Annotated in this window: 23 protein-coding genes; 8 read left to right on the top strand and 15 right to left on the bottom strand. The window is 74.6% G+C overall.

The features are described from left to right. Positions 1-57: 57 nt before the first annotated feature. Together F7P10_RS05095 and F7P10_RS05100 are read left to right on the top strand one after the other, a co-directional pair. Positions 58-648, top strand: a complete 591-nt coding sequence (locus F7P10_RS05095) for a helix-turn-helix domain-containing protein (RefSeq protein ID WP_151008295.1) — start codon at positions 58-60, stop codon at positions 646-648. Positions 649-684: 36 nt separating this feature from the next. Next, positions 685-1,053 carry a hypothetical protein gene (locus F7P10_RS05100; RefSeq protein WP_151008296.1) on the top strand — a complete coding sequence of 123 codons (369 nt, stop codon included), beginning with the start codon at positions 685-687 and terminating at the stop codon, positions 1,051-1,053. Positions 1,054-1,096: 43 nt separating this feature from the next. Here F7P10_RS05100 and F7P10_RS05105 read toward each other — a convergent pair whose 3' ends face one another. Next, positions 1,097-2,377, bottom strand: coding sequence for an alkyl sulfatase dimerization domain-containing protein (locus F7P10_RS05105; protein WP_151008297.1), 1,281 nt, complete (start codon positions 2,375-2,377; stop codon positions 1,097-1,099). A 24-nt stretch (positions 2,378-2,401) separates the two neighbouring features. Next, the gene (locus tag F7P10_RS05110) at positions 2,402-3,727 is read right to left on the bottom strand and encodes an MFS transporter (RefSeq protein ID WP_176611306.1); all 1,326 of its coding nucleotides are present in this window, start codon (positions 3,725-3,727) and stop codon (positions 2,402-2,404) included. A gap of 137 nt (positions 3,728-3,864) precedes the next feature. Between F7P10_RS05110 and F7P10_RS05115 the strand changes: the two genes are divergently transcribed. After that, a complete protein-coding gene (locus tag F7P10_RS05115) occupies positions 3,865-5,052 on the top strand; it encodes a CdaR family transcriptional regulator (protein WP_151008299.1) in 1,188 nt (395 codons plus the stop codon). 793 nt (positions 5,053-5,845) lie between these two features. On the opposite strand, the gene F7P10_RS05120 is transcribed toward F7P10_RS05115, so the two are convergent. From F7P10_RS05120 to F7P10_RS05130, 3 genes are all read right to left on the bottom strand, one after another. Next, the gene (locus F7P10_RS05120; RefSeq protein WP_151008300.1) at positions 5,846-6,790 is read right to left on the bottom strand and encodes a helix-turn-helix domain-containing GNAT family N-acetyltransferase; all 945 of its coding nucleotides are present in this window, start codon (positions 6,788-6,790) and stop codon (positions 5,846-5,848) included. 73 nt (positions 6,791-6,863) lie between these two features. Beyond that, positions 6,864-7,196 (bottom strand): DUF3817 domain-containing protein, encoded by a 333-nt coding sequence (locus F7P10_RS05125; RefSeq protein WP_151008301.1) that lies wholly within the window; start codon positions 7,194-7,196, stop codon positions 6,864-6,866. A 62-nt stretch (positions 7,197-7,258) separates the two neighbouring features. After that, on the bottom strand, positions 7,259-7,618 hold the full coding sequence (locus F7P10_RS05130) for a hypothetical protein (protein ID WP_151008302.1): 360 nt from the start codon (positions 7,616-7,618) through the stop codon (positions 7,259-7,261). A 98-nt stretch (positions 7,619-7,716) separates the two neighbouring features. On the opposite strand from F7P10_RS05130, the gene F7P10_RS05135 reads away from it, so the two are divergent. The 4 genes from F7P10_RS05135 to F7P10_RS05150 all read left to right on the top strand — a co-directional run bounded on the left by F7P10_RS05135 (position 7,717) and on the right by F7P10_RS05150 (position 12,540). After that, positions 7,717-9,087: an SWIM zinc finger family protein gene (locus F7P10_RS05135; protein ID WP_151008303.1), complete on the top strand. Its 1,371-nt coding sequence runs from the start codon at positions 7,717-7,719 to the stop codon at positions 9,085-9,087. After that, the gene (locus F7P10_RS05140) at positions 9,084-10,658 is read left to right on the top strand and encodes a DUF6493 family protein (RefSeq protein ID WP_151008304.1); all 1,575 of its coding nucleotides are present in this window, start codon (positions 9,084-9,086) and stop codon (positions 10,656-10,658) included. Before F7P10_RS05135 ends, F7P10_RS05140 begins: the two co-directional genes overlap by 4 nt. A gap of 11 nt (positions 10,659-10,669) precedes the next feature. Then, a complete protein-coding gene (locus F7P10_RS05145; RefSeq protein ID WP_151008305.1) occupies positions 10,670-11,746 on the top strand; it encodes a DUF6493 family protein in 1,077 nt (358 codons plus the stop codon). A 248-nt stretch (positions 11,747-11,994) separates the two neighbouring features. Next, positions 11,995-12,540 (top strand): methylated-DNA--[protein]-cysteine S-methyltransferase, encoded by a 546-nt coding sequence (locus F7P10_RS05150; protein ID WP_151008306.1) that lies wholly within the window; start codon positions 11,995-11,997, stop codon positions 12,538-12,540. Positions 12,541-12,580: 40 nt separating this feature from the next. Here the strand turns inward: F7P10_RS05150 and F7P10_RS05155 are convergent, their stop codons facing one another. From F7P10_RS05155 to F7P10_RS05180, 7 genes are all read right to left on the bottom strand, one after another. Next, positions 12,581-13,483: an oxidoreductase gene (locus tag F7P10_RS05155; RefSeq protein ID WP_151008307.1), complete on the bottom strand. Its 903-nt coding sequence runs from the start codon at positions 13,481-13,483 to the stop codon at positions 12,581-12,583. A gap of 137 nt (positions 13,484-13,620) precedes the next feature. Beyond that, positions 13,621-14,109 carry a glutathione peroxidase gene (locus F7P10_RS05160; protein ID WP_151008308.1) on the bottom strand — a complete coding sequence of 163 codons (489 nt, stop codon included), beginning with the start codon at positions 14,107-14,109 and terminating at the stop codon, positions 13,621-13,623. A 75-nt stretch (positions 14,110-14,184) separates the two neighbouring features. After that, positions 14,185-14,466: a hypothetical protein gene (locus F7P10_RS05165; RefSeq protein WP_151008309.1), complete on the bottom strand. Its 282-nt coding sequence runs from the start codon at positions 14,464-14,466 to the stop codon at positions 14,185-14,187. 162 nt (positions 14,467-14,628) lie between these two features. Further along, complete coding sequence (locus F7P10_RS42025; protein WP_176611248.1) at positions 14,629-14,772, bottom strand: hypothetical protein; 144 nt, start codon at positions 14,770-14,772, stop codon at positions 14,629-14,631. A gap of 100 nt (positions 14,773-14,872) precedes the next feature. Further along, the gene (locus F7P10_RS05170; RefSeq protein ID WP_151008310.1) at positions 14,873-15,166 is read right to left on the bottom strand and encodes a hypothetical protein; all 294 of its coding nucleotides are present in this window, start codon (positions 15,164-15,166) and stop codon (positions 14,873-14,875) included. A 10-nt stretch (positions 15,167-15,176) separates the two neighbouring features. After that, complete coding sequence (locus F7P10_RS05175; RefSeq protein ID WP_254716412.1) at positions 15,177-16,364, bottom strand: LCP family protein; 1,188 nt, start codon at positions 16,362-16,364, stop codon at positions 15,177-15,179. Between the two features lie 231 nt (positions 16,365-16,595). Continuing rightward, positions 16,596-20,225 carry an AAA family ATPase gene (locus tag F7P10_RS05180; protein WP_151008312.1) on the bottom strand — a complete coding sequence of 1,210 codons (3,630 nt, stop codon included), beginning with the start codon at positions 20,223-20,225 and terminating at the stop codon, positions 16,596-16,598. Between the two features lie 166 nt (positions 20,226-20,391). On the opposite strand from F7P10_RS05180, the gene F7P10_RS05185 reads away from it, so the two are divergent. Continuing rightward, positions 20,392-20,817 (top strand): anti-sigma factor antagonist, encoded by a 426-nt coding sequence (locus F7P10_RS05185; RefSeq protein ID WP_176611307.1) that lies wholly within the window; start codon positions 20,392-20,394, stop codon positions 20,815-20,817. 265 nt (positions 20,818-21,082) lie between these two features. Here F7P10_RS05185 and F7P10_RS05190 read toward each other — a convergent pair whose 3' ends face one another. The 3 genes from F7P10_RS05190 to F7P10_RS05200 form a co-directional block, all read right to left on the bottom strand. Then, positions 21,083-21,877 carry an SGNH/GDSL hydrolase family protein gene (locus tag F7P10_RS05190; RefSeq protein WP_254716413.1) on the bottom strand — a complete coding sequence of 265 codons (795 nt, stop codon included), beginning with the start codon at positions 21,875-21,877 and terminating at the stop codon, positions 21,083-21,085. A gap of 262 nt (positions 21,878-22,139) precedes the next feature. Further along, a complete protein-coding gene (locus F7P10_RS05195; protein WP_151017843.1) occupies positions 22,140-22,772 on the bottom strand; it encodes an ATP/GTP-binding protein in 633 nt (210 codons plus the stop codon). Between the two features lie 34 nt (positions 22,773-22,806). Continuing rightward, the gene (locus F7P10_RS05200) at positions 22,807-23,268 is read right to left on the bottom strand and encodes a DUF742 domain-containing protein (RefSeq protein ID WP_151008314.1); all 462 of its coding nucleotides are present in this window, start codon (positions 23,266-23,268) and stop codon (positions 22,807-22,809) included. Positions 23,269-23,280 lie beyond the last annotated feature (12 nt).

The following is a 23,280-nucleotide window of genomic DNA, read 5'->3' on the forward strand; positions in this document are numbered from 1 at the left end:
GACCTCGCGCCGACCGCCATCGCATTCCCATTATCGATAATGGTAATGTCTCGAGATGTGAGCACATCGAACGAGCGGTGGGAGGAGCTGGCGCTCCACCCGGTCCGGCTGCGGATCCTGCGGTCGGTCGCCGCCGGGCACCGCACGACGCGGGAGATCGCCGGGCTGCTGCCCGACGTCCCGCAGGCGACCCTCTACCGGCATCTGGCGGCGCTCACCAAGGGCGGCCTGCTGGAGGCGACCGGGGAACGCGGGATCGGGCAGGAGCGCGTCTACACGCTGCCGCCGGGCGGGGCCGTGCTCGACGCCGACGGGCTGGCCGCGGCGACCGCCGAGGACCACGAGCGCTACTTCACCGCGTTCGTCTCCAGCCTGCTCGCCGACTTCTCCCGCTACCTGGCGCGCGACGGGATCGACCTCGTCGCCGACGGCGTCGGCTACCGGCAGACGGTCCTGAACCTCGACGACGCGGAGTTCGCCGAGTTCGCGCGCGGGTTCGCCGAGCTCGTCCGGCCGCTGCTCGGCAACGAGCCCCGGGACGGGCGCACGCCGCGGCTGCTCGCGACCGTCCTCATGCCCGTCGACCCGCCCCCCGACCCGCCCCCCGACCCGCCCGCCGACATACCGCCCCCGAACCAGCACGGCTGAAGGGCCCCTCCGGGCCCGGACAGGAAGGACGAAGCCATGGCCGAAGTGAAGATCTCCCGGGACCGGGTCGACATCGAGTTCAGCGTGTGGGAGCGGCTCTGCACGGGCCGCGGCCGGGTCAGCGTCCCGCTCGCGGCGATCGACCGGGCCGCGCACGTCGACCGGCCGCTGCGCGTCCCGCGCGGCACCCGGCGCGGCTGCCACGTCTCGGGCATCGCGAAGATCGGGGTCTGGGGCCTCGTGCGCGGCCCGCGGCGGCTCGTCTCGGTACGGCGCGGACGCCCCGGCCTGCACCTCACGCTCGACCGCGCGGCCGCCGGGGACTTCGACGAGATCGTCCTGTCGCACCGGGACGCCGCCGGGCTGAGCAGGCGCATCGGGCGCGCCGCCGGAGTGCGCGCCTGACCGCCCCCCGGCACGGGCGTCCGTGCCGGGGGCCGGACGGAGGTCAGGCGATCAGGCCGGGGATGGTGCTCGGGGTCGCCTCTCCCCCGGCGGCGCGCCGCGACTCGTCGGCGGCCCACTTGAACACGCCGGTCGCCATCAGTGACGGCTCGGCGGCGGCGCGGGCGGCGTAGACCTCCGCGCGGGCCTCGTGCAGGGCCGCGTCCCGCGGGTCGGCCTGCACCGCCATCTCCGCGAGGTGCCCGGCCAGCCGCAGGTCGCCGCCGGCGGCGGCGCGGCGGGCGGCGTCGGCGACCTTCGCGGCGCCGCCCGCCAGCCCCGCGACGGCGCGGGCCACCTCGGTGTCCGGCGCGGGCTTGAGGTGCGCCGGGTTGCCGTCGTACCAGCCGCCGTACATGCGCCACAGGTTCCGGACGATGAACTCCGGCTCGTCGTACTTGGCCTGCAGGTACGTGCGGCCGGACAGGTGCGCGGGCGGCGTCACCGCGTGGACGATCTCGTCGAGGCGGCGGCCCTCGTTGAGCAGCCCGAGGGTCTGGTCGACGATGCTCTCCAGCCACTCGGCCGTCTCCAGCAGGGCCTGCTCGATCCGGTCGGCGCCGAAGATCGGGGAACCGTGCGACGGCATCATGATCTCGGCGCCGAGTGCCGCCATGCGGCGCAGGGCGTGCGCCCACTCGCGCGGGTAGCGCTGCACCTTCTGCGGGTTGCCGCAGTTGGGGGCGAGCCAGATGAACAGGTCGCCGGGCAGGAGGAGCCGATGCTCGGGGACGTAGGCGACGGCGGCGTCGTCCGTCTCGCCCTTGGCGTGGAACAGCTCGAACGTCAGGTCGCCGCGGGTCACGGTGAGGGCGTCGCGGAACGTCACGTCCGGGTGCCGGTACTCGGTGGGCCAGCGCAGGTCGGGGATCTGGAACTGCCGCTGGTTGATCACCGAGTTGTACCCGGCGGTGAGGGCGTACCGGTCGAACCGGTCGCGGACGTTCTCGTGCGCGACGACCTGGGCGCGCGGGCCGTCCTCGGCGTCGAAGGGGTCCATGCCCATGACGTGGTCGACGTGGCCGTGCGAGTAGAACGCGAGGGACAGCGGGTCGGACGTCCACGCGCGGATCCGGGCGTGCGTCCGCCCGGCGAACGCCTTGTTGCCGGTGTCGAACAGGATCAGCTCGCCGCGGGTGCGGAACGCGATGACGTTGCCGAAGCCGGGCTTCCAGCCGAGCCCGTCGGCGATGTCGACGACGCCCTTCCCGCCCATCCCGGTGTTGGCGATGCTGTCGTCGCTCTCGCCGCTCCACACCTTGTCGGCGTATTCCCTGATGTCCATGTCTTCCTTTCGTCAGTGCGCTCGTCAGTGCGCGGGAGCCGGCTCCTGCGGGCGCGCGGTGCCGAGCGCGGCGCGGTCGCGGGCCGGGCGCACGAAGGCGGCGGCCAGCAGACCGCCGACGATCATGAGGGCGGCGCCGAGGTCGAACGCGTTGCGGAAGCCGGCCTCGGCCGTCCCCGCGGCGTCCACGATCGCGCCGGTCAGCACCGGGCCGAGCGCGCCGGCGAGGGACGCCAGCGCGGTGACCGTGCCGAGCACCGCCCCGCGCTGCCGGACGGGCGCGAGTTCGGCGGCCGCGGCCTGCAGCAGCGCGAGGAACGAGTTGCCGAACGTGTAGGCGACCACCAGCACCAGGATGAACACCGCTCCCCCGCCCGAGCGCGTGACCAGCGGCATCGCCAGGCCGGACAGCACGACCGCGCCGCCGCCGAGCAGCCCGAGGGCCGCATGGCTGGACCGTCCGGCGCGCATCATCCGGGTCGAGGCGTAACCGATCGACAGCATCACGGCGATCCCGACGACCTGCGTCCCCGCCGCGATCAGGCTCGCCGTCTCCAGTTCGATGCCGTGCACCCGCTGCAGGTACTGCGGCAGCCAGGTGATCGCGACCGCCATCGCCCAGTACGCGGCGAAGCCCGCTGCGAGGCCGCCGAGGATCGTGCCGCTGGTGAACAGCCGCCGGTAGGGGACGCGCGGGCCGTCCTCCGCCGCCGCCGAGCGCGGGGAGTGGCCGCCCTCGCCGCCCTTCGCCAGCCACAGCACCACCCACAGCACCCCGAGGAGGCCGGTCGCCAGGAACGCCGACCGCCACCCGGCGCTCGTGATCAGCACCGCCAGCACCGGGGCGCCGAGCGCCACGCCGAACGCGCCGCCGGTCGCCAGCAGCATGCTGGGCAGCGCCCGCTCCCGGTCGGGGAACCAGCTGAACGCCGTGTGGTTCGCCATCGCGAACGCGGGCCCCTCGGCCGCGCCGAGCGTCACCCGGGTGATCATCAGCGTGAGCAGCCCGGCGGCGGGCAGGGCGACGGCGAGCTGCGACGCGCTCCACACCGCGACCAGGCCGATGAGCAGCCATTTCGCGGGCACCCGGTCGGCGAGGAAGCCGACCGCGACGCCCGACACGCTGAACAGCAGGAAGAACACGCTGCCGATCGAGCCGAACTCGGTGTCGGTCAGCCCGAGATCCTCCCGGATGTGGTCCCCGGCGAGGCCCAGCACGGCCTTGTCCATGAAGTTGATCATCATGAACAGGACGAGCAGGACGACGACCGTCCAGGCCCGCCGGGAGTCGGGGACCGGCGCGCCGGTGAGCGGCCCGTCGCCGCTCGGGGGTTTCGCGGTGGCCGCCATGCGAGCACTCCGTCCGCTTGCGGGGGTCGTTGTACGCATCACCCTCCCGCCGGGACGAGGGCCCGGCAATCGGCGGCCGTCCCGCGTTCCCCCCGGAACCGCTGTGACATGTCACAATCACGCTGGAAGGGGGGCCGGTGGACGAGCGGGAGGTGCGGCGGATCGCGGCGGCGCTCGCGGCGCGCTGCGAGCCGAAGGTGAACCGGCTCGCGCGGGAGCTGGCCGAGCGGCGCTTCGCCGCCATCCCCGACTACGCCGGCCTGCCCGCGGACATGCGCGACCTCGAGATCGCGGGCACCGCCCGGTACGCGATCCGGCAGTTCCTCGACATGGCCGCCGGAACCCGGGTCGATGAGGACGACCTGCGGCTCTTCCTCGAGCGGGCCGCGCAGCGGGCCGAGGAGGGCGTCGGCCTGTCCACGCTCCTGTCGACCTACTACATCGGCGCCGAGCTGATCTGGGACGCGCTGGTCGCGGAGGTCCGGCCGGGCGAGCAGGACGCGCTGCCGATGCTCGCCCGCCTGCAGATCCGCGGGACCAACCGGGTCGTCACCGCCGTCGCCGACGCCTACCAGGCGGCCCAGGCCGCGATCCAGGACGAGCGCCGCGACGCCCTGCGCGAGGTCGCGCGGGCCCTGCTCGCGGGCGAACCGGCGCGCGCCACCGCAGACCGGTACGGCATCCCGCTCCCCGACGCGTACCTGGTGCTGAACCTGCGCCTGCCCGAGCAGCCGCCGACCGGCGTCGCCGGACGCCGGCTGCTGCGCCGCGTCCGCGCCGCGCTGGAGGGCTTCGCCGGCGGCACGCTCCTCACCCTCCTCGACGGGCGCGGCGTCCACGTCCTGCTCCCCCGCGACGCCGCCGGGCGGACGGCCGAACTGCGGCGCGCGCTCGCCCGCGCCGGGACCGGCACCGAAGCCGTCACCGCCGGCGCGGCCCCCTCCCGCGGCGCCGCCGACGTCCCCGAGGCGTCCGGCCGGGCCGCCCGCATCGCCCGGATCGCCCGCGCCACCGGCCGTCCGCCCGGCCTCTACGAGCTGCGCGACGTCCTGCTCGACTACCACCTGAGCGGCGCCCCCGACGGCGGGCGCGAGCTGGCCGCCGCGCTCGATCCGCTCGACGACCATCCCGAACTGATGGCGACGCTGCGCGCCTTCCTCGACCAGGACCTCGACCGCCGCCGTACCGCCGCCGCGCTCGCCGTCCACCCCAACACCGTCGACAACCGGCTGGCCCGCACCGCCCGGCTGATCGGCGTCGACCCGCGCACCACGCGCGGCACCCTGCTCTGCGCGACGGCCCTCACCCTGCGCCGCCTGGGCTGACCCGCCCCGGCGGGGGCACCGGGACGCCGCCGGGCAATGCGAAGGCAAAGACTGGTGGCGATCATGATTCCGCGCGCCCGCTCCGGTTTACGCGTGCATGACCTGTGGGTACTTAACGCAACGAGTTCGTGACAGTGAGTGAACGAGCGGATCTCGGAGCGGCAAATCTCCAGGTCCGGGACGGGAGGAGGCCGGGATGCGACGCACAGCGGGTGACGGCCTCACCGGTGCGGCCGAGGGCGCTCCCGGCACGTTCCGCCCCGGCGCACGGCGTTCCCCGACGCCCGCCGCGGACGCCGTGCCCGGCGGTACACCTCGGGTCCTCGGCCGCACCGGACCGTCCCGTCCACCCGCCCGCGAACACCCCGCCCAACACCGGACGCCGGCGCCGCCCGCCCCCGCGGCACCGGTGCTCCCCCGCGGCCGGGCCGGCGGCGCCGTGCCGGACGCCGCCGGCCCGGACCGCCCGAGACCACCCGCGGCCCCGGCCCAGCCGGGGCCGCCGCGAACATCACGCGGGTGTCGGCGCGGCTCCCGCCCCCGCCCCGCCGTCCGGGTCCCGGACCCGGCGGCCCGTCCCGGAAAGGAGGTGAGCGATCGGAACTCATCCGAACCGGCCATGCGCCGGTGAATCGCAGGCGGCCGATACTCCGTCCGACCCCCGTCTCGGCCGCCACCACGCAGTAGGGATCGCTGCGGAGCCGAGGCCCGCGAGGTGCGAGCACCTCCCGGGCCTCGGCTCATCCCCGTCGCACGCCCGGATGCCCGCCGCCCGGCGGGGCTCGTTCCGCCGTCAGAGCCCGCGGCGCCAGACCTGTCCGTGGATCGTGTCGCCGAAGCGGGACACCGGGGGCTCCTCCTCGGACAGGACGAACCCGGCGCGGGCGTACACGCGGTGCGCCGGGCGCTGCAGCGCCGTCGTCCACAGCATGATCTCCGAGTATCCGGCTTCCCCGGCGAAGCGGACGCACTCGTCGACCAGCGCCGCGCCGACACCGGCGCCGCGCGCGCCGGGTTCGACGTGCAGCAGCCGCAACTGGGCGACGTCCTCCTCCCGCCGCATGCAGAAGACGCCGCCGACGCGCTCGCCGTCCAGTTCGGCGATCCAGGCGTTCTCGCGCTCCGGGTCGTGGTTCTCCACGTAGCCGGCGACGACCTTGGCGACGAGCGCCTCGTACGTCCGGTCCCAGCCGCATTCGGTCTCGTAGAGGGCGCCGTTGCGTTCGACGATCCAGCCGAGGTCCCCGGCGCGCAGGGCGCGGAGCACCGGACGGGCGTCCCCGGACGGCGGGGCTCCCCCGGACGGCCGGGCGCGCAGGACGTCCTCGACCGTGCGCATCGCGGCGAGCAGCCGCGCCCGGTCGGCGCCGGCCAGGTCCGCGAGCAGCGCGCGGACCTCGCCGGCGGACCGCTCGTCCAGCATCGCGAAGACCTCGCGGCCGCGCGCGGTGAGCCGGATGAGCTGCCGGCGGGCGTCTCGCGCCGAACGCTCGCGCGTCAGCAGGCCGTCGCTCTCGAAGCGGGCGAGCATCCGGCTGAGGTAGCCGGCGTCCAGGCCCATCGCCCGGCGCAGCGCCACGACCTCGGTCTCGTCCCGCTGCGCCAGCTCGAAGATCACCCGGGCCTCGGTGAGGGAGTAGGGGCTCCGCACCAGCCCCTCGCCCAGCACACCGATCACGCCCGTGTAGAAGCGGTTGAACGCCCGGACCGCCACGACGTCCTGGATGGTCGGCTGCATCGTCGCCCCCATTGTTTGACTCAGTCAAACAATACGCCGGAAGGCGGGCCCGGGTCCACGGGTCGCGGGAAGGTCAGATCCCGGCTTCGGCGGGCCGCTCGCGGGTCGCCTGCAGCGCGCGGGCGTCCCGGACGATCCGGCGCTCGACGAAGAACGTCATCAGCGGGACGATCCCGCCCAGCACGATGTGCACCATGCGGTTCAGCGGCCAGCCGGTGCGCCGCCACAGGTCGTAGGCGCCCGCCAGGTAGACCATGTAGAAGAAGCCGTGGATCGGGGACACGATGCCCACCATCTCGGGCATGTCGGTCGGACCGTACTTCAGCACCATGCCGATCGTCAGGAGCACCAGCAGGGTGCCGACCAGCATGGCGAGGATCCGGTACCGGGTCACCGCGCCTTCCACAGTTCACACCTTTCCTCGGCCGCGGCGCATCGCGTCTCGGACGCGGCCGGGCTCGTGCGTGGTCAGTCGCGCCGGCCGCTCTGGGAGTTGAGCCGCGCGAGGTAGCGGTTGTAGGCGGCCAGGGCGGGGTCCTCTTCCTCCTGCTGCCGGATGATCTCCCGCTTCACCTTGGCCTCGACGGGCTCCTCGATCACCTTGGGGGCGGGCGACTCGACGCCGTCGCGCTCGTCCCGGATCATCTTGATCCACATCACGACCACGAAGATCGCGAAGATCGGCCACTCGAAGGTGTAGGCCCAGCTGCGGTCGTTGCCGGCCTGGGCGCGGTCGAACTGCCACCAGCCGAAACCGAGGAACGACGCGCACAGGATGATCGCCAGCGCATGCAGGCCGAGCCAGCCGGGAGTGAGGAACCGTCGCACGTCACCGAGACTACCCCGCCCTTTGCGAAGTCCACGCACACCCCCGTCCTAGCAGAGACGTCCGGATAATTGTCGGAAGGGTCCTTTACCTTCCAGCCATGGCGACTACGGCAGCGGCAGGGGCCGCGCAGTCCTACACGTACACGCGTCCGTCCGGGATCGACGACGGGCTGCTGGGGCTGTCCACGTCCGGTGGGACGACGGAGCGCGGGCCCCAGCCGCATCCGCACTTCTTCAGCGGCGTCCTGACGCAGGCGGCCCCGGCCGCGGCGGCACTGATCGGGCTGGCCGACGTCGCCCAGACCCGGTACCACCAGCCCCGGCCGACCGGCTTTCGCGACCCGGTGGTCACCTGCAACGGCGACCGGCTCCGGCTGGAGTCGTTCTCCGCGTGCGGCGGCGTGTACGCGCGGCTGGACGTGCTGGAGCCGGCCATGGACGGCGAGGTGCACGAGCGCGGCACCACGAACGTCGACGTGAACGGGCCGCTGCGGGAGGCGCTCGCCCGGGTCGGCGGCGCGGATCCGCTGCACCTCGCGGTCGGCGCGGAGGAACTGGCCGTCACCACGCTGGACGGCGCCGTGGTCGAGAAGAAGGTGCCGCTCCCGGACCGCTGGCTGCGCGGGTTCGCCGAGGTGCAGGTCATCACCGCCGGGTTCGACCCGCGCGCCGAGCTGGCCGGGCACGACGCCGTCCGGTTCCTGCGGTCGCTGCCGCGCGGGCGGGGCGGCGCGGCGTGGGCCGTGCCCGCCGGGCGGACGCTGCGGCTCGCGGGCCGTCCCGCGCCGGGCGCGATCTGCCTGGCCGGGCCGGACCGGCTGCGCACGATGCTTCCGCTGCTGCGTTTCGCGCGGGCGCTGCGCGCCTACGGTCCGCCGGTCACGAGCGGGAGCGGGCCCGTGGCGAGCGTGTGGGAGCTGGAGCTGCCGGGGATGCGGTACGTGCTCACGCTGTCCCCGGAACGGTCGCGGGGGTTCTCCGGCGAGGGCGCCGTGCTGGACGCCCTGGCCACCGACGAGGCCGCGGGCGACGCCGATCTCGTCGGCGCGCTGCTGTCGTTCGAGCCGCGCGTCGAGCCCGGCCTGCTCGCCGAGCGCTCGGGGCTGCCGCTCGACCGGACGAAGGCGGCGCTCGTCCAGCTCGGAACGTCCGGGCGGGTCGGTTTCGACACCGCCGAGGCCGCGTTCTTCCACCGCGAACTCCCGTACGACGCGTCCCGCGTGGCCGCGCTGAACCCGCGCCTGCGCTCGGCGCGCGCGCTCGTCGAGGACGGTTCCGTCCGGTTCACCGGCGACGGCACGGCGGTGGTGACGACGGACGGCGGGGACCGGAACGTCCGGTTCGACGGCGATGCCGCGTCCTGCACGTGCCCGTGGTGGTTCGACCACCGGGGCGCGCGGGGCCCGTGCAAGCACGTCCTCGCGGCCCGGATCGTCCGCCGCGACATCGTGGTCGAGGTGGCGCGGTGACCGCGTGGGACGGCGTCCGCGACGCCATCGACCGCAAGGACCCGGGCCGCGTCATGGCGCTGGTGGCGAAGCTGGACGACGCGGGCCGCCGCGAGGTCGCCGACGCGCTGCCCGGACGGCTGCGCGAACTGCGGGCCGAGGCCCGGTGGGGGATGCTGGAGCGCGGGTTCATCGAGCCGCTGCTGCTCGCGGGCGCGGGGACGATCGGTGGCGCCGCCGCGGCGGCGACCTGGCTGTGCCGCCGCGACCTGGAGACCTGGGTCACGCGGTTGCGGCACGGCGGGCTGGCGGCCCGCGACCTCGAGAAGGTCACCGCCGCACGTCCCGCCGGATGGCGCGCCGACGTCGGCCACCGCGTCGCCGACCGCATCCGGGTCTCCGACGACTGGGGACGCATGGAGTCGCTGTGGCGCATCGCGGCCGCGCTCGTCCTGTCGGCCGGGGCGGACGCACCCGAGTCGGACGGCTTCGTCGTCGGCTGGACGAACGTCACCGACCCGTCCGGGCTCGCGGACGACCCGTTCCTCGACGCGCTCGTCCCCCGGCTGTTCGACGCGGACGGCGTGGGCGCCGCGCTCGCCGAGGACGAGGCCCGCCTCCGGTGGGACCGGGACCGGACGGGCACCTGGGACGAGTCGCTCGCCGCCCTCGCCGACACCGGCCGGCTCGACCGCGCGGCGCTCCTCGACGGGTGCGTCGGCCGGTTCCTGCGCGGCGGCACCGCCCGCGAACTGCGCTTCTTCGTCCGGCTGCACGACCTGCTCGACCCCACGGCCGACGAGGCGGCGGCGCGCGTCCGCGACCACGTGCGGCTGCTGCCGGCCGCGCCGTCCACGGTCGCCGACCTCGCGCTCCGGCAGGTCCGGCTGGCCGACGACCGGGAACCGCTCGCGGCGCCGCTGTTCGAGGAGGCCGCGGACGCGCTGCTGTTCCGCCCCGAGAAGAAGCTCGTCCGCGCGGCCCTCACCTGGCTCGACCGGACGGCCCGCAAGCGCGACCGCGCCGGCGCGACCGTCCGCGCGGTCGCGGCGGTCTTCTCCTCCGGCTCCCTCGACCTGCGGGAGCGCGCGGTCAAGATCGCGGTGAAGCATGCCGGACGGGTGGACGGCGCGACCCGCGAGACCGTCCGGAACGCGGCGGCCGAGCTGCCCGGCGACCTGCGCGCCGCGATCGCCGCCGCCTACGGCGGTGCGGACGCGATCGCCGAACCGATGCCCGTCCCGTCCGGTCCGCCCCCGTTCGTCCCGCGGACGCTGCCCGACCCGATAGCTTCGCTCGCCGAACTGGCGGAGGAGTTCACGGCGCGGGCGCACCGCACGTTCGACTGGCGCACGACGGAACGCTTCCTCGCCGCACTGGTCGAGTTCGCGTTCACCGATCCGTCCGGCACGCGGGAGACCTTCCGGCGTCTCACCCAGGGCCTGCCGCCCGGCCACCGGGTGCTGCACCCGTCCACGGACGCCCAGTACTACTGGGCCGAATTCGCCGTCGGGGCACTGCTCGCACCCCCGATAGCGGATCGCCGGCCCATCTCTGGAAGCGGGCGCTCGAATCGGCGGGCAGGCTCCTGAGGCCGGCCCACGTGCCGAGCGGGCACAATCCGCCGCTGCGGTACTTCCTCATCCTGCGCAAGCACGAGCTCGCCTCCCTCGTCGGCGAGGTCCCGGTGCTGCTGGCCGCGCCGACCGAGGGCAGCGGCCACATCGCCCCCATGACGCTCGTCGAACGGCTCGAACGCTACGAGGCGACCGGCGCCGAGCCCGGCCGCGCCGACTTCCTCCAGGCTCTGCTCCGGATCCCCCGCGACGTGGACTCGGGCGCCGCCGTCCGCGCGAAGGGCCTGACCACCCCGGCCGGACGGACGCTCGCACTGGCGCTGGCGTCCGGCGGGCTGCCCGACCCGACCGTCGAATGCGGGCTGCTGGACGAGCCGCTGCACACCGAGGGCGGACGACACCTGAACCTCCCGCCGCACGGTGTGGTGACGGTGATTCCCACCGGGGACGTCCCGACCGACCTCGCCGAACTGTGGGGGCACCACGCGAAGTTCACCTCGTCCCACGACTGCGGGGGCACCGAGTCGTGGCCCGCGCTGCTGCCGTCCCACCGCGAGGTGGCGGCCGCGCACGCGCTCCCCCACCAGATCGACCCTTACGAGTACGCGAGCGGGCAGGGCGCCACCGCGCTCGCACTCGCCGAGGCGGACGGCCCGGCGGGCGGGGCCACCGGCACCGTCCTCGCCTGCGCGCTCGCGCACAAGGACGCGCGCGAGCGCGCGGACGCGGTCGAGGCGTTCCTCGTCATGAGCGCGCGCGGTCACCTTCCGGCCACCGACGCCGGCACCGCGATCGGCAGGCTCACGCAGATCGACCGCATCAAGCCGAACCGGGCCGTCCGGTCCCTGACCGAGGCCGCCGACGCGGGCGCGCACGCGGGCGTGTGGCCGGTGGTCGCCGCCGCGATCCCGCTGCTCCTGCCCGAGCCCGGCACGCGCGCCCCGTCCGGCCTGCCCGACCTCATCGCCCTCGGCACCCGCACCGCCGAGACCGTCCGGGCGCGCGAGACCGTGCCGGGGCTCGCGGAGGTCGCCGCGCGCGGCGGCTCCAGCCGGCTGGTGCAGGAGGCCGCCCGCCTCCACCGCACGCTCACCGCCGAATGACCTGCGCGGCGGCCGCCCCGGTCCCGGCCGGGACGGCCGCCGCATCCGTCCTCGGGCGAGCGCGTCCTCCCGGCTCGTGACGGTCCCCTCCGGCGGCACGGGCGTCGCCGGGGAGGGCTTGACGAGGAGGGTGAGGAGACCGCCCGCGACGGTGACGGCCCCGGCCGCCCACCCGGCCGCGTGCAGGCCGTACGGGCGCAACGCGGGCGGCTCTTCCGGGGTTGAATGGTGGGAGGAAGGAGCATCCAGTGGACGACACCCTCGCGTTCGGCACGGTGGAGACCGTGCTCGGGCGCCTGCTCGTGGCCGTGACCGAGGCGGGCGTGGTCTCGCTGCACTTCCACGACTCGCCCGGCGCGCGCGCACGCATCGTCAAGGCGTCCGGTCTGCGCGTCGTGGACGATCCCGGACGGACGGCTCCCGCGATCGACGCGCTGCGCGCGTACTTCGCGGGCGACCTCGAGACGTTCGGCCTGCCGATCGACTGGCGGCTGACCTCGGACGCGCAGCGGGCGGTGCTGTCCGCGCTGTACGAGGAGGTCCCGTACGGGACGGTCGTGACCTACGGGGAGCTGGGCGAGCGCAGCGGGACGGGCGTGCACGCGCAGGTCGTCGGGCAGGTGATGGGCGCGAACCCGATCCCGCTGATCGTCCCGTGCCACCGGGTGGTCGCGTCGACCGGGCTCGGCGGGTACAGCGGGGCGTGCGGCGTGGAGGGCAAGCGGTGGCTGCTCACCCTCGAGGGCGCCGTGCCCGCGACCCTCGACTGGGACATCGACCGCGCGCCCGCGTGACCGGCGCGCCGCGACCGTCCGGCGCCGCTCCCCGTGCCCGTCAGCCCTCCCAGGTGACGCCCGTCAGGGATTCCGACACCTGCCACAGGCGGGCCGGGACGCCGGGGCGGGTGGCCTGCGGGGGCGTGACGACCTCGGTGGGCGCGCCGCGGTACTGCAGGATGCGGGGGCCGTAGCAGGCGCCGCCTCGCACGTCCGGGGACGTCGCGGCGTAGAGGAGGGGCAGGGCGCCGGAGCGGGCGGGCTGGGCGATGATGGCGTTGCCGAGGCCGGTGACGCGCTCGCCGAGGCGGCTGCCCTGCATGCGGGGGCCGGTCTGCTGGAGGTTGGTGGCGGCGTAGCCGGGGTGGGCGGCGACGGCGGTCAGCTCGGGGACGCGCCGGTCGAGTTCGGCGGTGAAGGCCAGGTTGGCAAGCTTGGACTGACCGTAGGCGGCCCACTTGCGGTAGCGGCGCTCGCCCTGCAGGTCCTTCCAGTCGAAGCGCCCGCTCCAGGCCATGCCGGACGTGACGTTGACGACGCGGGGCGCCTTCGCGGCGCGCAGTGCGGGCAGCAGCAGGCCGGTGAGCGCGAAGTGGCCGAGGTGGTTGGTGCCGAACTGCATCTCGAAGCCGTCCGCGGTGGTGCGGTACGGGAGCGCCATGACGCCGGCGTTGTTGACGAGGACGTCGAGGGGTTCGGGGTGGCGCTCGGCGAAGGCGCGGACGGACGCCAGGTCGGCGAGGTCGAGCGAGCCGAGCGCGATGTCGGCGTCCGGGACGGCGGCGCGGATCCGGTCGTGGGCGGTCTGCCCGCGCTCGGCGCTCCGGCAGGCCAGCACGACGGTCGCGCCGTGCCGCGCGAGCCGGAGGGCCGTGTGGTAGCCGAGGCCGCTGTTGGCCCCGGTGACGATCGCGCGGCGCCCCGTCAGGTCGCCGATGTCGTCCGCGGTCCAGCCTCGCATGGGAACCTCCAGGTCGCCGAGCACGTCAGGGCGCGAGATGCCTCAAGCTAGACCGCACATCCAATGACCGACAACCGGGCGGCGATGTGGTGCGATTCACATCGCCGCCCGGTGCGCGGTCGCCCGGTGCGCGCCGTTCAGGACGGCAGGGCGCCCTCGATCGCGGCGACGACCTCGCCCGATTCGGGCTCGGCCTGCGGCGCGAAACGCGCCGCGACGGTGCCGTCGGGCGCGATGAGGAACTTCTCGAAATTCCACCGGATGTCACCGGTGTGGCCCTCGGCGTCGGGAGTGCCGACGAGGCCCTGGTAGAGGGGGTGGCGGTCGTCGCCGTTCACGTCGACCTTCTCGGTCAGCGGGAACGTGACGCCGTACGTCGTGGAGCAGAACTCGGCGATCTCCTCGTGGGTGCCGGGCTCCTGGCCCATGAACTGGTTGCAGGGGACGCCGAGAACGGTGAAGCCCTGGTCGGCGAAGCGTTCCTGCAGCCGCTCGAGGCCGGTGTACTGGGGGGTGAGGCCGCACTTGGACGCGACGTTGACGACGAGCACGGCCTTGCCCCGGTACTGCGCGAGGTCCGCGGAGCCGCCCCGCAGACCCTGGATCTCTACATCGAAGACAGACATGGGGCGATACTAAAAGATCGCCGCGCCCCCGCCGCCCGGCGGCCGGGGGCGAAGCCGCACCGGTCGTCCGGAGCGTCAGGGGGACAGGTCCAGGCCGTCCACGAACGCCGAAACCGAACCGCCCGCCCGGCCCAACTGGGTGAACACGTTGTTCACGAAGCCGGCCGCCTCGTTCGGTGAACTCAGGAGGTAGAAGATGACGAACGCGATCGCCACATATTTCATGTTCTTCTTCATGAACGCCCGTCCCTGTCGTCCTAGCGCCGTGACCCGATGACCCGTTTTGATTGTGCCCAGGCGTGTCCGCCCGCAAAGCGCGATTTTACTGTGACCGGAGCGCCAGCGCTTGATGGCCATGCCAAGGAGCCCCGCACCGACTGGGGTACGGGGCCGAAGCGGAACCGGGACGGCCGCCGGGGCCGCCGGATCAGCGGTCGCCGTCCGGACGGCCGCCGCTTCGACGGTCGCCGCGCCGGAAGATCCGTGCCGGGGCGACCGTGCCGGGGCGACCGCCGGGACCTACGCCGGGATCGCGCTCATGAACGTGGAGAGCGACTCCGCCGCCGTGCCGAGACCGCTCAGGGCGTTGTTGACCATGGTGGCCGCGCCCTCCGGACGGCTCACGACGTACCACGCCACGAACGCGATCGATGCGATCTTCATGTGCTTCTTGTTCACTACAACCACCCTCTGCGGTCAGATGCCTACGCACAGTGATTCCCTAGGGTGGCGGAACGGAGATCAAGTCGGGTTAAAGAGCCGCTCAAGCCCGCTTGGCGTGCTCGGTGAGGTACTCGATGTAGAGGGGGCGGAGGGCGTCACCGAGCTCGCCCTCCCCCGCGTGCGTGAACTCCTCGAGCAGTGAGAGCCCGTGCAGGAGGTCGAACCTGGCGCGGTCCGTCTCGCCCAGCGCGGCGGCCGCCGCCGGGATCGCGCGCAGCAGCTTCCACAGGAAGCCGACGTCGCGCTCGTCCTTGGCGACCCGCATCGCGCGGTCGTACAGCTCCTTGGACGGCAGCTGGTCCAGGTTCTCCTGCTCGGGCGTCGCGTCCGACATGCCTCCGACTCTAACCCGCGTCCTTGCCGGAGACGCTCGCCGGGATCGGCTGGTCCTGCTTGAGCGCGTCGAACAGGGCGGTCGCCTTCTGCCGGTCCCAGGTGATGTAGGAGCCCGCGGCGGACGAGCTGCCCGACCCGCCGATCGGGACGGTCGTCATCACGCCGTCGCCGCCGCTGACGCCCTTCATCGCCCACATCATCCGGGCGAGGTCGTGGATGTGGTCGTCCTCGTCCACGAGGAAGTTGCTCGCGCCGTTCGTCGCCAGCGGGATGCTGCGGAACGGGTTCACCAGCGTCCCGGGGCTCGCCGCCTTCTTCATCAGCGCCCCGAAGAACTGCCGCTGCTTCTCGACGCGCTCGAGGTCGGCGCGCGCGTAGTTGCGGCTCCGGACGTAGCCGAGCGCGTGGGCGCCGTCGAGCGTCTGGCAGCCGGCCTGCAGGTCGAGCCCGGCCTTGGGGTCCTTCATCGGCTCCTTGAGGCACATCTCGACGCCGCCGACGGCGTCCACGACGCCGACGAACCCGGCGAACCCGATCTCGGCGTAGTGGTCGACGCGCACGCCGGTGGTCTCCTCGACCGTCCGGACGAGCAGCTTGGGGCCGCCGAGCGCGAACGCGGCGTTCAGCTTGTTGCGCCCGTGCCCCTCGATCGGGACGTAGGAGTCGCGCGGGAGGCTGATGAGGGACGTGCCGCCCTCGCCGTAGTGCAGCAGCATCATCGAGTCGGTGCGCCGTCCGGAGGCCTTGCCGGTGGCCATCTTCGCGCGCTCCTCCCGCGACAGGCCCTCGCGGCTGTCGGAACCCACGATCAGCCAGTTCGTCCCCGGGGTGTCGGCGACGCGGCCGGCGTAGTCGACCAGGACGTCCTCGCGCTCGAGCTTGGAGTCCAGGTAGAAGTAACCGCCGACGACGAGCAGCAGGAGCACGACCAGCACGACGCCGAACCCGCGCCCCCAGCGGCGCTTGCGGCGCGGGGGGCGGCGCCGGACGGGCGGCGGCCCGCCGGGGCCGCCGGGCCCGGGGCGGCCGCCCGCGAGCTGGTCGCCGGCGTACGGGTCGTCGTAGGGGTCGCTGTAGGGGCCGCCTTGACGAGGGTCGCCGCCGTAGACGTCCCCGTAGGCACCTCCGTACGGATCCCGGCCGGGGCCCCCGTGGGCGTGCCCCGCTCCGGCGCCGTCATACCCGCTGCGCGCCACGCGGCGCCTCCTCACGTCGTCCCCGGCCTTCCGGCCGACCATTCGTCATGCCGTAGACCATAGACAAACCGGGCGTCCTGCGCTTCCATCCCCCGCATGATTGTCCACAGCTCCAAATCACCTTGCCGAGGGACACGGCATCGCGATCAGGCTTAGGGGACGCCCGGCGGCAGCCTGCCCGGCAGGGCGTTCCCTACTCCCCCGGCGGTGGCGGCGCCGTCACGGGCACCGTCACAGGTAGGGGCCGTAGCCGCCGCCGTCCTGCCCGGCGGGCGGCGCGTCCGGCAGGTCCTCCGGGCGGAGGGTGCCCGCCTCGGCGCGCGGCAGCTCGCCCTCGACGGAGGTGATGCGGCGCGCCTGCCGGGAGATCGCGGCCTCCAGCATGTTCCGGACGAACCGGGCGTTGCCGAACGTGTCGCCGCGCGGGTGCCCGGCGACGAGCCCGCGCAGCGCGTCCGTCGTGCCCGGCGCCAGGACGAACCCGTCCTCGGCCGCCATGAACTCGAAGATCGCGACCAGCTCGTCGTCGGAGTAGTCGGGGAAGTGCAGGACCTTCGGGAAGCGGGACTCCAGTCCCGGATTGGCCTTGACGAACCGCTCCATCTCCGTCTTGTAGCCCGCCACGATGACCACGAGGTCGCTGCGGTGCTCCTCCATCAGCCGCAGCAGTTCCGCGATGGCCTCGTGCCCGAAGTCGCGGCGGTCGCCGCCCGCGTCGGCCAGCGCGTACGCCTCGTCGACGAACAGCACGCCGCCGAGCGCCCGCTCCACCGCGCCGCGCACCCGCGGCGCCGTCTGGCCGATGAACTCGGCGACGAGGTCGGCGCGGGTGACCTCGACCAGGTGCCCGGACGACAGCAGCCCGAGCTGCGCGTAGACGGCGGCGACCAGCCGGGCGATGGTGGTCTTGGCGGTGCCGGGGTTGCCGGTGAACACCATGTGCCGCGCCGGGGAGCCCGGCGCGATCTTGGCGTCCATCCGGAGCCGCCCGGCGCGGGCCTCGGCGACCAGCGCGGCGACCTCCCGCTTGGTGGCGTCGAGGCCGATCAGCCGCTCGATCTCGGCGAGCGGGTCGCCGGGGACGCCCTCGCGGCCCCGGGCGAGCGCGTCCGGGACGTCCTCCAGCAGGATCTCGTCGAGCGACTCGGTCTCGTCGACGACCCCGTCGGCGAGGACGCGGCGGCCCTGCAGCGCGACCGCGCGGTCGAGGAGGTTGACCATGGTGCGGGCGCTGCCGGTCCCGGGCCCCTGCGGCGCGGCCCGCAGCAGCCCGCGGACCTTGTCCAGGACGCCGTCGGCGAGCGCGAACCCGGCGTCGGCGGCCTTGGCCGCGAACACCCGCACCAGCTCGTCCTCGGTGAGGTCCGGGAAGCGGACCGTGCGGGGGAAGAACGCGGCGAGGTCGGAGTGCCCCTTCAGCAGCCCGTTCAGCTCCGCCTCCGGCCCGGTCAGCACCACCACGAGGTCGTCGGTGTGCACCTGGACGGTGGCGATCAGGACGTCCAGGACCTCCCGGCCGCGCGCCGGGTCCCCGGACGAGACGAGGGCGTGCGCGTCGCGGACGACCAGCACCCCGCCGAGCGCCTGCTCCACCGCGCGCCGGACGCGCAGCACGCTCTCGGTCGCGTACTCGCCGAGCAGGTCGGCCCGCTCGACCTCGGTGAGGTGCCCGGACGACAGGACGCCGCGCCCCGCGTAGATCCGGCCGAGGATCCGGGCCACGGTCGTCTTGCCAGTGCCGGGCCCGCCGGTGAAGACCAGGTGCCGGGGCCGGGCGGCGGCGGCCATCCCGGCCTCGCGGCGCAGCCGGGCGGCCTCGGCCTCGGCGACGAGCGCCTCGACCTCCCGTTTCGCGGGCTCGATCCCCACGCAGGCGGCCAGCTCGGCGAAGGGGTCGCTCTCCGGCGGGCGGCCGGGGACGATCCGTTCCGGCAGGTCGGCCTCAGTGATCCGCGGCATGGTCTCCGGCGCGTCCGCGGCCCCGCCGAGGCGGGCGCGGGCGGCGGCGGCGCAGCGGTCGGCCAGGTGCTCGGCGAGGCGGGCGCCGCGCAGGTTGAGCAGCGCGGGGGTGCGGGCGAGGCGCCCGCCCGCGGTGGCGGCCACCTCTTCCGGCACCGCGAACCCGCGCCCGCTCGCGGCCCGGGTGAACAGCTCGGCGAAGCCGTCCGCGGCGAAGTCGCGGGTGCGGGCGGTGCCGAACGCGCCGACCAGCGCCGGGTTGGCGTCGAACAGCCGCCGGTCGCCGCCGGGGCGGCACAGCGCGACGACGTCCAGGGCGGGCGAGCGGGCCATCAGCCGCCGCAGCTCCTCCACGGCGGCGGCACCGCACCGCTCGTGCGCGGCGAGCCGCTCCAGGTCGTCCACGACCAGCAGCATCCGGGCCTCGACGCAGTCGCGGACGCGGGCCTGCAGCCACAGGACGGCGTCGCTGACGCCCAGCGACGCGAACACCTGGTCGGAGATCCACAGCGCCTCGCGGACGGCACCGGCGACGGCGAGCCGGCGCTCCACCAGCTCGGCCGCGGTGCCCTTGCCCGTCCCGGCCGGTCCGGTGATCAGCAGCCGGACGGGCCGCGCCCCCGCGAGCCGCGCCGCCACCGCCTCCCGGACCGCGCGCGCGAGCTCCGGCTGCCCGACCAGCTCGTCGTCCGGCGGCTCGGCCGCGCCCTCCCCCGGCGCGGGCTCCGCGGCCGGCTCGCCCGTCCCGCCGTCCGGCTCCCCGGCGTCCGGCTCCGCGGCGGACGAACCCGCGCGGGCGGCCGGGAACAGCGCGTCCCCCAGCGGGTTGACGACGCGGCGCGCGGTGAACAGCCGCCGCACGTCCGCCTGGAACGCGCGGACGGGCACGCGGTCGCGCGGGGCGACCGGCGCGCCCGGCAGGCCCTGCACGGCGCCGGTGATCCGGACGGCCATGTCGAGCCAGGCGCGGGCCGCGTCGGCCTCGCCCGCGACGAGCGCGAGCGCGAGCCGGTCGCGCACGTCGTGCCGCCAGGGATCGACGGCGAAGTCGGCGCGCAGGGCCCGCAGCCGGTCCTGCAGGTTGGCGTGCCGGTCGGTGCCGAGGGTGACGGCCAGCTCGGCGGGGACGGCCGCGGTGTCGGCGGCGAGCAGCAGCCGGGCGAGCGCGTCGTCGGTCCCGTCCCCGGAGCCGAGCGCGGCGCCGAGCCGCCCGTGCGCGGCCTCGAACCCCTCGCAGGCCCAGCCGAGATAGCCGACGGGCCCGGCCAGCTCGGGCAGCACGGCCAGGTCCGCGTCGGTCAGCCCGGCGGTCCAGGCGTCCTCCAGCAGCGGCTTCGGGACGGTCAGGTCGCGCTCGCGCAGCACGGGGTCGGCGGCGCGGCGGTCGAAGATCCCGATCAGCGCCCGGCGGCGGCGCTCGACCGGCTCCACGCCGTCGAACACCTCCAGGCCCGCCCGCGCCAGCTCGAGCATCACGGCGCGCAGGGCGGGATCGTCCCCGGCCGGTTCGGCCAGCCACAGGCCCGGCGGCCGCCACCGGCCGGCCTGGGAGAACCAGGCGAGGGGGTCGCGGACGCAGGGCTCGGGCGCGGCCATGAAGTCCGCCAGCACCTCGTAGTCGACGTCGCCGCGGGAGCCGCCGCGCAGCGCCGACGCCCCGAGCAGGAACGTCAGCAGCGACCACAGTTCCGCTCCGGCGGCGGTGGTGCGCTCGTTGTAGAAGTCGCCGTGGCTCCGGGGCAGCTTCACGACGCGCGGGTCCTCGTTGAACGCGACCGCCCGCGCGCGGAGTTCGTCGTACAGCCCGTCCGGGACGCGCCAGGGCCCGTGCGCGTACACGTCGAGTACGGGCTCCTCGGTGAGCAGCACTTCGAGATGGTCCGGCAGCCGGGGGGAACTCACCTGTGGGTCCTTCTCCTACGCGAGGGGGCGGGGGCACGTCTGGTGAGCACCCTATGGCCCCGGTGACGTCCGACACATCCGCTCGCGACATGGTCGCGCGGGACGGATGGTGCGAGAATTTGTCATGTGTAAAGTATCCCCGACCGATCGCAGAAGGAGGGACCACGTGCGACCGCTCGAAGTCACCGCCCGCACCGAGAACGGGCGCTGCGTCGTCCGCTTGTGCGGAGAACTCGACATCGCCACCGCCGACGCGCTGCGCCGCGCGCTGCGCGACGCCCGGCGCGACCACGGCGACGACCTCGTCCTCGACCTCGCCGATCTCGAGTTCATGGACTCCGGCGGCCTGTCGATCATCGTCGCCTGCTTCAAATCCGCCACCGCCGCCGGCGGCGGGCTCGCGCTGGCCGCGCCGCGGCCGCTCATCCGCCGCACGCTGGAGATCACCGGGCTGCACCGGCGGATCCCCGTCCACGGCTCGCTGCGGGACGCCCTCGGCGCGGAGCCGGGCGGCACCGCGGGCGGCGCCGCGGGCGGCGCCGCTGGCGGCATCCCGAACGCACGGAGCGCCGCCCAGACCGACCCGGCCTGACCCCACGTCGGAGGGCCCCTCGGAGGTCCCCTCCGAGGGGCCCTCCGAGGGCGCCTCTCGAAGGGCGCCTCTCGAAGGCGCCCCACGGAGAACGCCCACAGAGAACGTCCCACGGAAGGCACCTCACGGAGAACGCCTCTCGGAGAACGTCCCATAGAGGGCATCTCACGGAAGGCGCCCCACGGAGAACGCTGCACGGAAGGCGCCTTTCAGAGAACGCCCCACAGAGGGCGCCTCTCAGAGGGCGCCCCACGGAGGACGCCCTTCAGAGGGGTAGCGGGGTGGGCCGCTTCGGGTCGCGGCCGTCGCCGGACGAGCGTCCGGTGACCCGGCGCCCGATCCACGGGAGCAGGTAGGCGCGCGCCCAGTGCAGGTCCTCGCGGCGCGAGGTGAGCCAGTCGGCGGGGTCGGCGGGCGGCCAGGGCTCGCGCCAGTCGCCCTCCACCGGCAGCCCGATCACCTCCGCGACCCGCAGCGCCATGCGCCGGTGCCCTTCCGGCGACAGGTGCAGCCGGTCCTCGAACCACGCCTGGGGAGCGTGGAACACCCGCAGCGCCCACAGGTCGACGACCGTGCACCCGCGCCGGTCGGCGATCGCCCGCAGGTGCATGTTGTAGGTGGCGCCCTTGCCCCGGATGCGCCGCCCGTTGCGCAGCCCGCGCGGGTCGAAACCGGTGAAGACCACCACGTGCGCCCCGGTCGCCCGCAGCCGCCGCACGGCGTCGTCGAACAGCACCGCGAGCGCGTCCGGATCCGCCCCCGGCCGCAGGATGTCGTTGCCGCCCGCGCAGAACGTCACCAGGTCGGGATCCATCTCAACGGCCCGCGGCACCTGGTCGTCGACGATCTGCCGCACGAGCTTGCCGCGCACCGCGAGGTTCGCGTACCGCAGCCCGGGGTGTCGCTCGGCGAGGTGCTCGGCGAGCCGGTCCGCCCAGCCGCGGAACCGGTCGTCCGGACCGGGGTAGGGGTCGTTCAGTCCTTCGGTGAAGCTGTCCCCGAGGGCGACGTACGTGCGGATCCGCTCCGCCGCCCCCGGCGCTGAATCATGTTCGATCACGTCGAACAATGATGCATCGTACACACGACCTACGCGACCGTAGGGACCCTGGGGAGCGCCGATGTGTCCGACCAGACACGACCGCGCGCTCCGCGCGGTGTCCCGCTTCGCGCGGCCGCGGGCGCCCGGTGCCGGAGGTCGCGCGAAGCGCCGGGGACGGCGACCACGACGTGTGTACGAACGCCGCACGGCACGCGACGGCTCGCAACGGCACGCGGGAAGCGTCGTCCCCATGGCAGGGGCCCAGGTGGTGCCCCGGCGGTCACGTCCAGCTGGGCGAGGAGGTGCCGAGCGGACCCGCCGCCGGGCCGGCCGGCGGCGCGGGCGGGGCTGCGGGCTGCGCGTGCGCCCCGGCCGTGGCGTGCACCGTCATCGCGTGCTGCACCAGCGTGATCAGTACCTGCTTCGTGGACTCGCGGCTGCGCGCGTCGCACTGGACGATCGGGACGTGCGCGCTGATCGACAGGGCGTCGCGGATGTCCTCGATCGCGAACTGGAACTCGCCGTGGAACCCGTTGACGCCGACGACGAACGGCAGGCCGAGCTCCTCGAAGTAGTCGACGGCGGCGAAGCAGTCCTCGAGCCGGCGGGTGTCGACGAGCACCACCGCGCCGATGGCGCCGCGGACCAGGTCGTCCCACATGAACCAGAACCGGTGCTGCCCGGGCGTGCCGAACAGGTACAGGATCAGCTCGCTGTCGAGCGAGACCCGGCCGAAGTCCATCGCGACCGTCGTGGTCGTCTTGTCCGGGACGGCCGACAGGTCGTCGACGTCCGCGGAGGCGGCCGTCATCACCGCCTCGGTGGTGAGCGGCATGATCTCCGAGACCGAGCCCACGAAGGTCGTCTTGCCGACGCCGAACCCCCCGCCGACGACGATCTTGACCGAGGTCAGCTCGGCCTCGCCGCCGTGCGGTCCCGGGGCCTGGTCAGAGCTTCCGAAGGCCACTGAGCACCCTTTCTAGCAAGCGGATGTCCGGCTGACCGCCGGCGGTGGTGGAGGGCTGCGACTGGTGCAGGCGCAGCAGCCCCTCGACGGCCATGTCGGCGACCAGGACGCGCGCCACGCCGAGCGGGATGCGCAGCAGCGCCGACACCTCGGCCACCGAACGGGCCTGCCGGCACAGGTCCATGATCGCCCGGTACTCCGGGGTCAGCACGGCCACGTCCCGCGGCGGGTAGGGGGCGGCGGTGACCAGGGCCTCGATGGCCAGGTCGTACCGCGGCTTCGTCCGCCCGCCGGTGACCGCGTAGGGACGCACCAGCGAGCTGCCCTCGCCCTCGTCCTCCTGCACGGGGGCACGCCCCGGCGCCGGGTGCGGGTGCCGGGGCTCGCCCGGCCAGCCGCCGGGGCCACCGGGGCCGCCTCCGTAGGGACTGCCTCGATCCATGTCGCTGACCTC

The organism is Actinomadura sp. WMMB 499, assembly GCF_008824145.1.
Lineage (GTDB): Bacteria > Actinomycetota > Actinomycetes > Streptosporangiales > Streptosporangiaceae > Spirillospora.

Coding starts and splice junctions, on each gene's coding strand:
- F7P10_RS05135 (WP_151008303.1), top strand. CDS start 7,717: ATGGCGACTACGGCAGCGGCAGGGGCCGCGCAGTCCTACACGTACACG.
- F7P10_RS05200 (WP_151008314.1), bottom strand. CDS start 23,268: ATGGATCGAGGCAGTCCCTACGGAGGCGGCCCCGGTGGCCCCGGCGGC.
- F7P10_RS42025 (WP_176611248.1), bottom strand. CDS start 14,772: ATGAAGATCGCATCGATCGCGTTCGTGGCGTGGTACGTCGTGAGCCGT.
- F7P10_RS05100 (WP_151008296.1), top strand. CDS start 685: ATGGCCGAAGTGAAGATCTCCCGGGACCGGGTCGACATCGAGTTCAGC.
- F7P10_RS05160 (WP_151008308.1), bottom strand. CDS start 14,109: ATGTCTGTCTTCGATGTAGAGATCCAGGGTCTGCGGGGCGGCTCCGCG.
- F7P10_RS05165 (WP_151008309.1), bottom strand. CDS start 14,466: ATGGCCATCAAGCGCTGGCGCTCCGGTCACAGTAAAATCGCGCTTTGC.
- F7P10_RS05155 (WP_151008307.1), bottom strand. CDS start 13,483: ATGCGAGGCTGGACCGCGGACGACATCGGCGACCTGACGGGGCGCCGC.
- F7P10_RS05170 (WP_151008310.1), bottom strand. CDS start 15,166: ATGTCGGACGCGACGCCCGAGCAGGAGAACCTGGACCAGCTGCCGTCC.
- F7P10_RS05105 (WP_151008297.1), bottom strand. CDS start 2,377: ATGGACATCAGGGAATACGCCGACAAGGTGTGGAGCGGCGAGAGCGAC.
- F7P10_RS05110 (WP_176611306.1), bottom strand. CDS start 3,727: ATGGCGGCCACCGCGAAACCCCCGAGCGGCGACGGGCCGCTCACCGGC.
- F7P10_RS05120 (WP_151008300.1), bottom strand. CDS start 6,790: ATGCAGCCGACCATCCAGGACGTCGTGGCGGTCCGGGCGTTCAACCGC.